This is a genomic window from Reichenbachiella sp. MALMAid0571, assembly GCF_040151475.1.
Lineage (GTDB): Bacteria > Bacteroidota > Bacteroidia > Cytophagales > Cyclobacteriaceae > CAXBNB01.
Map to the genome: position 1 here is coordinate 78,677 of NZ_JBDKWG010000108.1, position 12,393 is coordinate 91,069.

Consider the following 12,393-nt stretch of genomic DNA (forward strand, 5'->3'; position numbering starts at 1 on the left):
GTATGGAAGATCAACAAATAATCGTAGGCCTTGACATTGGGACCACCAAAATATGTGCCATTGTAGGCCGCAAAAATGAGTACGGAAAGCTTGAAGTACTTGGAATGGGCAAAGCAGTTTCTGATGGTGTCATCAGGGGAATTGTCACCAACATTGATAAAACAATCAATTCTATCAGGAAGGCTGTGGCTATTGCCGAAGAGCAATCCGGAATTGATATCAGGGTGGTGAATGTGGGGATTGCCGGCCAGCACATTCGCAGTTCGGTACATCATGGTTCTATCATTAGAGATTCCATCGACGATGAGATCACCGTTGAGGATGTCAACAGGTTGACAAACGATATGTACAAAATTGTGATTCCTCCCGGAAGTGAGATCATTCACGTCATGCCGCAAGATTATATTGTTGATTATGAAGAAGGAATTAAGGACCCTGTTGGTATGTCTGGCATTCGTCTGGAGGCAGACTTTCATGTGATTACTGCTCAGACCAATGCGATCAACAACATCAATAAGTGTGTGAGAAGAGCTGGTTTGGAAATAGACAACCTCGTACTTGAGCCATTGGCGTCCAGTCTTGCAGTGCTTAGTGATGAGGAAAAAGAAGCAGGCGTATGCCTCGTGGACATAGGTGGTGGTACTACCGATGTTGCGATCTTCCATGAAAACATCATCAGACACACCTCTGTTATTCCATTCGGTGGCAACATCATTACAAACGACATAAAAGATGGTTGCAATGTACTGAACCATCAGGCAGAGTTATTGAAAACAAGATTTGGTCAGGCATTGGCTGAGATGGCAAATGCCAATGAAATAATTTCCATACCCGGACTTAAAAACCGTGATCCTAAAGAAATTTCTATCAAAAATCTGGCGGGTATCATTGAAGCCAGAATGGAAGAAATTATCGAAATGGTTCATACCAAAATTATTACAAGCGGATATGAAAACAAACTGGCAGGGGGAGTGGTGGTCACAGGTGGTGGCTCTCAATTGGTGAGTTTGAAACAATTGTTTGAGTACATGACTGGTTTGGATGTGAGAATTGGATACCCTAACGAACACTTGGGCAAGAGCAAAGTGGATATCATTAAAAGCCCAATGTTTGCTACTTCTGTGGGCTTGGTGTTGTGTGGTTACAAGGCACTGGACGACAGGGAAAACAGGATTGTAGATTCAAAGCCTCAGAAAGGCAATGACAAAGTGAGGAAAGCCAAATCAACCGATTCGATTCTAAAGAAAATCCTCGAAAAAACGAAAGGGATTTTAATAGATGACATAGAGGATAATAATTAGAATAGTATATACCATCAAGGTGTTTTGTTGACAGGAATGCTTTGATGTAAAGTTTAAAATAAGACAGAAAATAGTTTAACAAAAATTTATAAAGTCATGACAGAAAGTACTTTTAAATTCGATTTACCAACTCACCATAAATCTATCATCAAAGTGATAGGAGTGGGAGGTGGAGGAAGCAATGCCGTGAACCACATGTTTAACCTCGGAATCAAAGATGTTGAATTCATAATATGCAATACAGATTCACAGGCACTCAATAGCAGTCCGGTACCCAACAAATTACAAATAGGTATTGACCTGACTGAAGGTCTCGGTGCAGGAGCCAATCCTGAAAAGGGTAAAAATGCTGCTCTTGAAAACAGAGAGGACATTAGAAATATGCTGCATGAAGATACCAAAATGGTATTTGTGACTGCCGGAATGGGTGGAGGTACCGGTACTGGAGCGGCACCTATCATAGCTCAGGTAGCGAGAGAGCTGGATATTCTTACCGTGGGTATTGTAACTATGCCTTTCAAGTTTGAAGGCAAAAAGAAAATGAGGCAAGCTATGGAAGGTGTTCAGGCACTCCGTGAAAATTGCGATACAGTGCTTGTTATATTAAATGATAAGCTGACTGAGGCATTTGGCAATCTATCAGTCAGTCAGGCATTTGGCCAGGCAGATAATGTATTGACTACAGCAGCCAAGGGTATTGCAGAGATCATCACTGTACCCGGCTATGTAAACGTCGATTTCGAAGATGTGAAAACGGTAATGAAAAATTCTGGTGCTGCTGTAATGGGTTCAGCTAAAACTACCGGAGAAAGCAGGGCACGTAGAGCAGCTGAAGAAGCGATTAATTCTCCTCTTCTTAACAACCAGAACATAGCTGGTGCGGAAAAAATCTTGTTGTCTATTATTTCCGGAGATCAGGCAGAGCTACAAATGGATGAGTTGACTGAAATCACGGATTTTATGCAGGAAATAGCAGGTGAAGATGCTGAAGTAATATTTGGTCATGGTGTTGATCCGGAATTGGGAGAAAGCATCAGAGTAACAATTATCGCAACAGGATTTGCTGAAGAAAGATCAACTATACCTCTCGATCAGGAGCAACCTGTAGCTGAGCCTGTTACTGAAAACGAACCTTCAAAAAGGGTTTTTGATCTGGAATCAAAAATGCAGATTAATAAGTATAAGGAAGAGATTCAAAGAGAAGTAGAGCAGGAAGACCTGGAGAAAAAACAAAGAATGGAAAGTAAACAGCAATCACTGTTTGAGTTTGATCTTCCTGAGAAACAAAAAGAAATTTCCGAATTTGATTTTGAAACATCTTTTGGTCTGGAATATGAAAAAGAAGAAATAGATGAAGATGCGCCCTTGGAAGAACTGGTAGGTATGGCACATAAGCCATCACGAAAAGTAACTCTGATGGAACAATCAGAAATCAGGAGGCAAAAACTTCAGGGCATGAAAGACGACCAGTCGCTTGATGCAGCGAGTTTTAAGGAAAAATTGGAGATACCAGCATATCAACGCAAGAGTATCAATTTTCAAACTGTTCCGGCTGCTTCTGAGCGATTGATTTCGAGGTTCAACCTCAATGATGATGATGAATTGTTGGGCAACAACAGGTTTTTACACGACAATGTAGACTGATAGAAGCTATCTATATTCAATGATCAATTAACTAAGAAAGTTTAAGAACTGTTTTTTCGTAGTTAAATGAGATTGGTCTGCCTTAATAATTTACAAAGATTATTTTCTGTCAAATACGAGCGGGGTGCGATTTATTGCACTCCGTTTTTTATATTTGAATTATGCTTTTGATTAGCTTATTATATCTTATAAATGTTGCTTATTTTATTCTTGGTCTTTTAGGGTATGGTTTGGGGCTATTCTTTTTTGTTAAAGGGATTTTTGATAGAGATAAAAGGATCAGAAATAAAGGTATCTGGTTAATTGGAATTACCTTCCTTATCCAATTAGTTGTTGTTGCTATTCGCTTGTTTTTGTCTAAAACGCTATAAACTTATCTGCTTGTTCTTTCAGTAGAGAATTATAGAGTTTGCTAAGACTATTTTCTGTCAAATTTTCTTCTATGCGGGATAGCTTGGGCTTCATTGCAAGTACATGCGTCCCGCAATAGTTGAAAATGAATTCAGAGTACTTCCATTCAATTCACCTGATAAATTCATTTTCAACGCTGTAAGCATAGACTATAATGCTCAATTGGTGTCTATTTGGCTTGGATAAACAATCTGAAATGGTCAACAAGAGCAATTTCAAACTTTTTCTTAGATGAAGAGTAGAATAATATTATCTTTATATTATGAATGAAATTAAGGATTTAAAAAAGGAATTTCGAAGGCATCAGGCGATGACGAATGCTAAATTTGAATATTTCAAGGATTGGGCAAGTAATCTATCAAAAGGTTTTGGTGAGATGAAAGAGGAAAATAATCTATTCTACGATGGAGTATTCGAAATCTTAGATCGCATAGATGCTGATATTAATAATATCAAAGGGAGGTTGGATAAAGCAAATCTCTGAATCCTTATTCAAATCTGTCTATTCTTCAGACTCAGCAGAAATACTTTGTGTAGTGATAGAGTCAAAAACCTGCACATTACTTTAAAACGCTATAAACTTATCTGCTTGTTCTTCCAGCAGTTGGTTATAGAGTTTGCTAAGACTATTTTCTGTCAAATTTTCTTCTATGCGGGATAGCTTGGGCTTCATTGCAAGCACATGCGTCCCACAATAGTTGAAAATGTCTGTAAGATGGCTTAGTGCCAAACCTCCTCCCTGTACTCCCGATGATAATCCAACCAAGGCACATTTCTTATTAGAAAAGGTCTCTGGAAATTTCAATCCGTCAATAAAAGTCTTGAGCACCCCTGGAAAACTACCATTGTATTCCGGTACTATAAATACCATTTTTTGACTTTGGAGCATCTTTCTTCTTAGGTCATTGAATTCCAGATTGGAACCGGATTTTTCGTATAGGGCAGAAGCTATAAAGTCATCGGGCATGTCTTCGAGATAAATCACATCCGTTTCTTGCCCCTTAGACTCCAGAATGATTTGATACAGGTGAGCTATCTTTTTTGATACAGAGTTTTTTCGATTTGTTCCAGAAATGATTGTAATCATGGGCAATGGTTTGTGATATACAAATAGAGTACAATTATTTAAGATTATAAAAACTAACCACTGTCAATTTAGAATACTAAGCCTCTTTGGGTCAAATCACATTAATATCATTACATTTGAATTATGGATTTATCCAAAGAAATATTTTGGGATGTAGATCAAAATTTGCTCGATTTTGACCTCAACTGTCGGTTTGTAATTGAAAGGGTTATCACAAGGGGTAAACTCTCAGATTTGAGGAAAATAATGAAATACTATGGTGATCAGGTAATCATTGAAGAAGTAAAAAAAATAAATACGCTTGATCAAAAATCTTTACATTTTTTAAGTAGTATATTTTCTATTCCAATTGAAGACTTTAGATGTTATACACAAATACAATCGAAAGAGGCACATTGGAACTATTGAAGAGCATCAGTTCTAATCCGGTTTTTTTGAATTTTTATTTGGCTGGAGGTACTGCTTTGGCACTTCAAGTTGGTCATAGAAAGTCAATAGACTTAGATTTTTTTTGTACTACAGCTTTTGATGTGACAGCCATTTCACATGTACTTGAACATGAATACCATGCATTGTTAATCAATCAGTATCCAAATACGATCCTTACAGAAATATCGGGAGTTAAAGTTGATTATTTCACACCAGTATAAAAAGTTGGAGGAGAGTTTAACTATTGATGGGATAAGGCTGGCGGGTAAAATGGATATAGCAGCTATGAAATTGAATGCTTTAAAAAACCGTGGGTCAAAAAAAGATTTTATTGATATATTCTTTTTATTGAAAGAGTATAGCCTAAAACAATTGATCACATTTCATAATATTAAATATCCAAATCATAACGAGCTTTTGATTTTAAAGAGTCTTACTTATTTTGCCGATGCAGATGTGGAACCGGCACTTTTAATGTTGAAAAACTGCAATTGGGAAGAAGTGAAAAATGACATTTCTAAACATGTGAATCAGTACATAAGAGAAGTATAAATGTTAGAGAAAATACAAGAAGCCGTTGATTTTATAAAAAGTAAGACCAACTTAGAACCGGACTATGGGGTGATTTTAGGTACCGGATTAGGAGGGTTGGTAGATGAAATACTGGTTAGTGATGAGATTGATTATAAAGACATTCCTCATTTTCCCCTTTCTACAGTAGAATTTCATTCAGGGAAATTAATATTTGGCCTTTTGGCTGGCAAGCCGGTAGTTACGATGAAAGGACGTTTCCATTATTATGAAGGATATTCCATGAAGGAAGTTACTTTTCCGATACGGGTAATGAAATTGCTTGGCATCAAAAAGTTGTTTGTGTCCAATGCAGCGGGCACGCTCAATCCTGATTATGAACTGAGTGATTTGATGATCTTAAATGATCATATCAATTTGTTGCCGGAAAACCCTTTGGTAGGCAAGAATATCGATGAATTGGGAGACCGTTTTCCTGACATGAGTGAACCATATGACCGGACTTTGATAAAAAAGGCTCTTTCGGTAGCTAAGGAAAATTCCATTGCTGCACATGAAGGTGTTTATGTTGCAGTATCAGGACCTAACCTTGAGACTCCTGCCGAATACAAATACCTCAGAATCATTGGGGCTGATGCTGTGGGGATGTCCACTGTGCCCGAAGTGTTGGTAGCGAGGCAGATGGAAGTGCCTGTATTTGCCATTTCTGTTATGACTGATTATGGTGTGCCGGGAAAAATCGAAAAAATACAAATCGAAAAGATAATAGCTGCTGCCATGAAAGCCGAACCTGGCATGACAAAAATTATTATGGAACTTATAGCTTCTGATTGATGCTTGATAAAAACTGAAATAATTTAGCAATGTTATATTATGGGTAAACATGAAAAATTATTATTGAAAATTTTGCAAGGAGGCTCGGATAGAAATATAAGTTTTGATGAGTTAAGAAAACTATTAATTAAATTTGGGTTCGACGAACGGGTTAAAGGAAGTCACCATATTTTGGTAAAAGAGGGAATTGAAGAGATAATAAACATACAGTCGAAATCAGGAATGTCAAAACCATATCAGGTAAAACAAGTTAGAAATATTATTATAAAGTATAATTTAAACTCTCAGGAAGATGAAAAATAGCCATAAATATGAGATTATAATATATTGGAGCAACACCGATGAAACTTATATTGCAGAAGTACCTGAGTTAGCTGGTTGCATGGCAGATGGTGATACATATCGAGAAGCGCTGACAAATGCCGAAATAATCATTGATGAATGGATCGAAACGGCTAAAATTAATAAGAGAAAAATTCCTGAACCAAAGGGTAAGCTCATGTATGCATAGTCACCAAATTACAATCAACTTCTATATTTTTTCAAATTACCATGTATAAATTTTTGTTGATTGTATTCATTTTATGTTCTTACAATCTCACCGCACAAAATGTAGAAATCAACGAACAATGGTGGAGCGATCTGGTAGGTTGGGACGGGATATCGCACTGGAGCGAGTATCAAATATATTCACCAGGTTATATGGGGCCAAATGCCTTGCCTGTACCATCTTTAAGTGATGGGAAAGTAAACAATATCAGTGCGTTGACTACAACCGGGCAATTCCATTTTTCTAAAGGAGACAACACTCAAAATATTGCTTTGTACCTGAATTACAATTTCCTGAAAGATGTCATTTCTGTTGACTTGTTCTTTATTCCGGTAGAGTTTTTTCAAATGTCACATGCTATGAAGGAGGAGAGGCGTGTGTACTATAAGTATTATGATGTAACGAATGCCACAGGTGACGCTTATCTGAATACAAATTTTAGAGTGCTTAGTGAGGCTAAAAATAAAATGGATATGGCTGTAAGGATTGGGGTGAAAACAGCGAGCGGAGGCAATTCAAATCCGGCGAGGTTTACCGATAGTCCGGGCTATTACTTTGATGTCTCCATAGGAAAGCTACTTGGGCAATCAAAAAAAATCAGACCATATGCCATGTTGGGCTTCTATTCGTGGCAAACTAATGAAGATCGGTTACCACAAAATGATGCCCTGCTTTATGGGCTGGGTGTGGAATACATTGGTGATCAATTAAACATTAAAAATGAATTGGCAGGGTACAATGGATACAAAAAGAATGGAGATAAACCATCAGTTTATCGTTTGATTGTATCAAAATCGTATTCCAGGTTAGTATTAAATCTAAAATACCAGCACGGGCTGAGGGATTATGATTACAAAACAGTTGAGTTGGGTTTAGGGTATAAGTTTTTTAAAGATTGAGGATTGGGACATGGAGTTGAAAAATAAAATTGCAATAGTAACAGGGTGTAGCAGGGGGATAGGTTTCGAACTGGTAAATCAATTGTTAGACAAAGGAATGAAAGTAGCGGGTTGGAGTAGGACTGATCCTAATATTTCTGACGATAATTTCTTTTTTGTGAAAACGGATGTGAGTGATGCGACATCTGTCAACAATGCTTTTCTGGAAACAACCACAAAGTTCAAGGAAAAGGTTAGCATATTAGTAAACAATGCCGGGATGGGGCATCATGGTACTATGTTGGAGATGCCTTTTGACAAATGGAAGGAAATGTTCGACATCAATGTGCATGGTATATATTTTTGTAGCAATGCAGTTGTTCCGGGAATGAAAGAAATGGACGAAGGACATATTGTGAATGTGGGGTCAATTGCAGGATTAAATCCAGTGAAAGGAATGGTTGGCTATGCCGGATCTAAGCATGCCGTTACCGGAATCTCACATTCGATGTTTATGGAATTGCGAGAGTTTGGGATCAAGGTTACCTGTATTTATCCGGGTTCAGTCAAGACCAATTTCTTTGACAAAATAGATGCTGTGGAAGCTAATGACAATATGATGCGGCCAGAAGACGTTGCTTCAAGTATTGTGTTCTGTTTGGAAACGCATGAGAACTTTCTGCCCGTTGATTTTGAAGTGAGACCACTGAGGCCTAAGGGGAAGTAAGAAGATAGAAGAGTGAAGCTGGGAGTTAGAAGCCAGAAATTTTGTTTGCTTATGAGTTTTAAATTTGAAAGTCTTATTATTTGGCAAAAGGCCATGAGAATAGGAGAGGAGATAAATACTTTGTCCTATCATTTTCCTCAAAAAGAAATATATAATTTAAACTCTCAAATTAGAAGGGCTGCTGATTCAATTGCATTAAATATAGCCGAGGGATCAATAGGTCAATCTAATTTGGAATTTAAGAAGTTTATGGGTTATTCAATTAGGTCATTAGCGGAAGTAGTAACTTGTTTACACAAAGCTAAAAATCGTAAATACATATCTGACAATGAGTTTAACCAATTATATGAGGAGTCATTTAACTTAATGAATATGATGGTCGCATTCAAAAAAAACATTAAATAATATAGATCAGAACGAACTCCAAGCTTCTGTCTTCAACCTTCAAACTTTTTTAAATTGTCAGTAATAGTAAAAAACCTCACCAAAATTTACGGAACACAAATAGCGGTCGATGACATCTCATTTACCGCCAATGAAGGAGAAATCCTTGGTTTTCTTGGCCCCAATGGAGCAGGAAAATCTACTACCATGAAGATTGCCACTGGTTTTATAAGTGCCACTTCAGGACAAGTAGAAGTTGCTGGATTCGATGTGAATGATCAATCATTAGAGTCCAGAAGGAACATTGGCTATTTGCCAGAGCACAATCCATTGTACCTTGAGATGTATGTGAATGAATTTCTGGAATTTTCTGGTAAAGTTTATGGCATGCCTTCAAAAGAGTTGAAGGAAAAAATCAGGGAAGTGATTGACAAGTGTGGGTTGACAGTCGAACAAAACAAAAAGATCAGTGCTTTATCGAAAGGCTACAGGCAGAGAGTAGGACTGGCACAGGCGTTGTTGCATGATCCCAAAGTATTGATCCTTGATGAGCCGACCACAGGCTTAGATCCCAATCAAATCCTTGAGATTAGGAAACTTATTAAAGAAATTAGCAAAGACAAAACCTTGATTTTTTCTACTCATATCATGCAGGAGGTGCAGGCATTATGTGACAGGGTAATTATTATCAACAAAGGAAAAATTATTGCTGATAAGACTTTGAAAGAATTGTCCACAGAGTCCGGCAACAAAACGTATAGAATTGAATTTAGCGAAGAAATTGATGCTTCGGTTTTGTCTAGTATCTCAGGTGTTTCTAATGTGGAGTTGAATGGTAGCTGCCAGTACAAAATTGAAACTACATCAGACAAGGACATTCGCTCACAAATATTTAAAATTGCATCGGAAAATGATTTGCCATTGGTTGGTTTACAGGAAGAAGCGGGATCACTGGAAGAAGTTTTTCATACACTTACAGGTCAGAATTAAGTATGTTCACAATATTCATAAAAGAAGTCAATAATTTTCTAAACAGCCTGATCGCTTATATAGTGATCGGTGTGTTCCTTACTTCGATTGGGCTATTAATGTGGGTGTTTCCTGAAAGCAGTATTCTGGAGTATGGTTATGCCGATATGGGCACTTTGTTTACAATGGGACCTTACGTATTTATGTTTTTGGTGCCAGCCATAACCATGCGCATGTTTGCAGAGGAAAAACGAACAGGAACCGCAGAGTTGTTGTTTACACGACCGCTGACCTCTTTTGATATTATCGGAGGCAAATACCTCGCTGGTTTCTTTTTGGTTGTATTTTCATTGCTTCCTACTGTCCTGTATTACTTTTCGGTATATAACCTTGGCAATCCTGTTGGTAATTTGGATACTCCGGGTATCATAGGATCTTATATTGGATTGACCTTATTGGGAGGAGTCTTTGTTTCTATTGGAATCTTTTCATCGTCAGTGACTGAAAATCAGGTGGTTTCGTTTATTCTGGCTGTTTTTCTCAGTTTTATTATGTACTCTGGGTTATCGTCTATCGCTGGGATCAATGTTTGGGGCGAGTTTTCTTACATCATAGAGCAGTTTAGCGTATTATACCATTATGGTTCGTTGAGCAAGGGATTGATCGACCTAAGAGACATTGTGTACTTCCTTAGTGTGATTGCAGTCATGCTTTTGGTAACCAACTTAATCATAAATTCAAGAAAATGGTGAGCGAAAGAAAGAAGGGGCATATCTTGTTGTTTTTGATTGGATTGGTCTTGGTGGTCATTGCCAATCAGTTGATATCCAAATATCCGGTACGTTTTGACCTTACGGAAGAAAAACGTTATTCTATATCTGATGCCAGTAAGCAATTGCTTAAATCGTTGGATGATGTTGCTTATATCGAAATTTATTTGGATGGAGAATTGCCGAGTGGTTTTAAGCGATTGAAAAAGGCTATATCTGAAACTTTGGAAGACTTTAAATTCTATGCAGGTACCAATATAGAATACAAATTCATTGATCCTTCTGTAGCCAAAAGCCAGCAAGCAAGGAATGAATTTTATCAATCCATTGTGAACAAGGGCATCCAACCTACTAACCTGACCTTTAAAAAGGATGGCAACAAAACCGAAAGGCTGATATTCCCTGGGGCATCTGTTTCTTATTATGGAAAAGAAAAAGCTGTGATGCTCCTCAAAGGAAATCAGGCCGCAAGTGCTGAAGAGCAACTCAACCAATCGATAGAAGGACTGGAGTACGAATTGTCCAGTGCCATCAGAACCTTGGCTTCAGACCAGAGAAAAAGGGTTGGTATGGTGTTGGGACACGGTGAGCCTGATTCACTGGATATGGCAGGATTGAATAATGCATTGTTGGATAAATACGATGTATTTAAAGTGGATTTGCCTAATAAAACGAAAACACTGGATGGCTATGACGCTTTGGTGATTGCTAAGCCTACCACAGCATTTTCTGAAGAGGAAAAATACAAGCTGGATCAGTATATCATGAAAGGAGGAAAAGCTTTATTTTTCCTTGATGCCCTTCAGGTTAATATGGATAGTGCAGTAAATGGTGATGGTACCATCGCCATTCCTTATGAGCTAAACTTGACTGATATGTTATTTAAATATGGGGTTCGGATCAATCAGAATTACATTCAGGATATTGTTTGTGGCAATTTTCCGGTAGTTGCTGGTAATATGGGTGACCAACCACAAATCAGAATGCTTCCATGGCCGTTTTTTCCTGTAATCAACAAATTTGGTGACCATCCTATTGTAAAAAACATGGATGCTATTTCTATGAAATTTGCAGCCAATATTGATACTGTGAAAGCTGAAGGGATCAAAAAAACTCCTTTGCTTTATACCTCTGAATATACAAGAGTTCTCACTTTTCCTGTGAAAGTGGCCATGAACGATTTGCAGAAAAACCTAGACCCTAAACTGTTCAACAAAGGAGAGCAGGTGATGGGCTATTTGCTGGAAGGTAAGTTTACCTCTATGTACAAAAATAGAATGCTGCCTGATGGAATTTCCAAATCAGGATTTATAGAATCCGGGCAGGAATCGGCTATCATTGTTTGTTCGGATGGAGATATGATTCGCAATGAGTTTAACCTAAAGACAGGAGATCCGCTTGAGTTAGGCGCAGACCCATTTAGTACTACCGTCTTTGCCAACAAAGATTTTGTTATGAATTCATTGGAATACTTGCTGAACGACAATGGGATCATTACAGCCAAAGCCAAAGAGATCAAGCTCCGACCGCTGGACAAAGTAAAAGTAGCTGAAGAGAAAACCAAATGGCAGGTCATCAACCTTGCCTTGCCGATTCTACTATTGGTGCTTTATGGAATAGGCCGACACTACTATCGAAAGAAGAAGTATGCTAGGTTTTGAGTGAATCTTTTCGGAGGCTTCAAACCAACAGTTGAGAATTCATCTAGTGCAATAAATTAAAAGTATGATAAAATAATAGTGGTGTCCGACTAAATTTTAAATACCCTAAAAAAGTACGTTTAAACGAAATGAGAAAAGATTTTTTCGATTTCCTAAAACTACCCCCGCCCCCTGAAGGGGTGATCAAAAAGTCCCCTTTAGGGGATTTAGGCCTGCC

17 protein-coding genes are annotated in these 12,393 nt (G+C 37.9%); 16 read left to right on the plus strand and 1 reads right to left on the minus strand.

Going from position 1 to position 12,393, the window contains the following annotated elements:
• Positions 1-2: 2 nt before the first annotated feature.
• The 4 genes from ftsA (at position 3) to AAOP42_RS06080 (ending at position 3,840) form a co-directional block, all read left to right on the plus strand.
• Entirely contained in the window at positions 3-1,301 is a 1,299-nt protein-coding gene (gene ftsA, locus AAOP42_RS06065; RefSeq protein WP_349527576.1) for a cell division protein FtsA, read from the plus strand.
• A gap of 96 nt (positions 1,302-1,397) precedes the next feature.
• Positions 1,398-2,945: a cell division protein FtsZ gene (gene ftsZ, locus AAOP42_RS06070; RefSeq protein ID WP_349527577.1), complete on the plus strand. Its 1,548-nt coding sequence runs from the start codon at positions 1,398-1,400 to the stop codon at positions 2,943-2,945.
• Positions 2,946-3,419: 474 nt separating this feature from the next.
• Complete coding sequence (locus tag AAOP42_RS06075) at positions 3,420-3,542, plus strand: hypothetical protein (protein ID WP_349527578.1); 123 nt, start codon at positions 3,420-3,422, stop codon at positions 3,540-3,542.
• A gap of 76 nt (positions 3,543-3,618) precedes the next feature.
• Positions 3,619-3,840, plus strand: a complete 222-nt coding sequence (locus AAOP42_RS06080; RefSeq protein WP_349527579.1) for a hypothetical protein — start codon at positions 3,619-3,621, stop codon at positions 3,838-3,840.
• Between the two features lie 81 nt (positions 3,841-3,921).
• Here the strand turns inward: AAOP42_RS06080 and AAOP42_RS06085 are convergent, their stop codons facing one another.
• On the minus strand, positions 3,922-4,443 hold the full coding sequence (locus AAOP42_RS06085) for an NADPH-dependent FMN reductase (RefSeq protein WP_349527580.1): 522 nt from the start codon (positions 4,441-4,443) through the stop codon (positions 3,922-3,924).
• 123 nt (positions 4,444-4,566) lie between these two features.
• Between AAOP42_RS06085 and AAOP42_RS06090 the strand changes: the two genes are divergently transcribed.
• Genes AAOP42_RS06090 through gldG form a run of 12 tightly spaced genes read left to right on the plus strand, consistent with a single transcriptional unit; the run spans position 4,567 to position 12,176 of the window.
• A complete protein-coding gene (locus AAOP42_RS06090; protein ID WP_349527581.1) occupies positions 4,567-4,851 on the plus strand; it encodes a DUF6922 domain-containing protein in 285 nt (94 codons plus the stop codon).
• A complete protein-coding gene (locus AAOP42_RS06095; protein ID WP_349527582.1) occupies positions 4,806-5,093 on the plus strand; it encodes a nucleotidyl transferase AbiEii/AbiGii toxin family protein in 288 nt (95 codons plus the stop codon). The genes AAOP42_RS06090 and AAOP42_RS06095 overlap by 46 nt, the downstream gene beginning before the upstream one ends.
• Before the next feature lie 4 nt (positions 5,094-5,097).
• The gene (locus tag AAOP42_RS06100; protein WP_349527583.1) at positions 5,098-5,424 is read left to right on the plus strand and encodes a hypothetical protein; all 327 of its coding nucleotides are present in this window, start codon (positions 5,098-5,100) and stop codon (positions 5,422-5,424) included.
• Positions 5,425-6,237 (plus strand): purine-nucleoside phosphorylase, encoded by an 813-nt coding sequence (locus tag AAOP42_RS06105; protein WP_349527584.1) that lies wholly within the window; start codon positions 5,425-5,427, stop codon positions 6,235-6,237. It begins immediately after the preceding gene.
• Between the two features lie 39 nt (positions 6,238-6,276).
• The gene (locus tag AAOP42_RS06110; RefSeq protein WP_349527585.1) at positions 6,277-6,540 is read left to right on the plus strand and encodes a type II toxin-antitoxin system HicA family toxin; all 264 of its coding nucleotides are present in this window, start codon (positions 6,277-6,279) and stop codon (positions 6,538-6,540) included.
• Positions 6,530-6,748, plus strand: a complete 219-nt coding sequence (locus tag AAOP42_RS06115; protein WP_349527586.1) for a type II toxin-antitoxin system HicB family antitoxin — start codon at positions 6,530-6,532, stop codon at positions 6,746-6,748. Before AAOP42_RS06110 ends, AAOP42_RS06115 begins: the two co-directional genes overlap by 11 nt.
• Positions 6,749-6,789: 41 nt before the next feature.
• The gene (locus tag AAOP42_RS06120) at positions 6,790-7,686 is read left to right on the plus strand and encodes a hypothetical protein (RefSeq protein ID WP_349527587.1); all 897 of its coding nucleotides are present in this window, start codon (positions 6,790-6,792) and stop codon (positions 7,684-7,686) included.
• A 10-nt stretch (positions 7,687-7,696) separates the two neighbouring features.
• Positions 7,697-8,392 (plus strand): SDR family oxidoreductase, encoded by a 696-nt coding sequence (locus tag AAOP42_RS06125; protein WP_349527588.1) that lies wholly within the window; start codon positions 7,697-7,699, stop codon positions 8,390-8,392.
• Between the two features lie 51 nt (positions 8,393-8,443).
• Positions 8,444-8,797 (plus strand): four helix bundle protein, encoded by a 354-nt coding sequence (locus tag AAOP42_RS06130; RefSeq protein ID WP_349527589.1) that lies wholly within the window; start codon positions 8,444-8,446, stop codon positions 8,795-8,797.
• Positions 8,798-8,851: 54 nt separating this feature from the next.
• The gene (gene gldA, locus AAOP42_RS06135; protein ID WP_349527590.1) at positions 8,852-9,766 is read left to right on the plus strand and encodes a gliding motility-associated ABC transporter ATP-binding subunit GldA; all 915 of its coding nucleotides are present in this window, start codon (positions 8,852-8,854) and stop codon (positions 9,764-9,766) included.
• Between the two features lie 2 nt (positions 9,767-9,768).
• On the plus strand, positions 9,769-10,497 hold the full coding sequence (gldF, locus tag AAOP42_RS06140) for a gliding motility-associated ABC transporter permease subunit GldF (RefSeq protein WP_349527591.1): 729 nt from the start codon (positions 9,769-9,771) through the stop codon (positions 10,495-10,497).
• Complete coding sequence (gldG, locus tag AAOP42_RS06145) at positions 10,491-12,176, plus strand: gliding motility-associated ABC transporter substrate-binding protein GldG (RefSeq protein ID WP_349527592.1); 1,686 nt, start codon at positions 10,491-10,493, stop codon at positions 12,174-12,176. The genes gldF and gldG overlap by 7 nt, the downstream gene beginning before the upstream one ends.
• Positions 12,177-12,393: the final 217 nt, after the last annotated feature.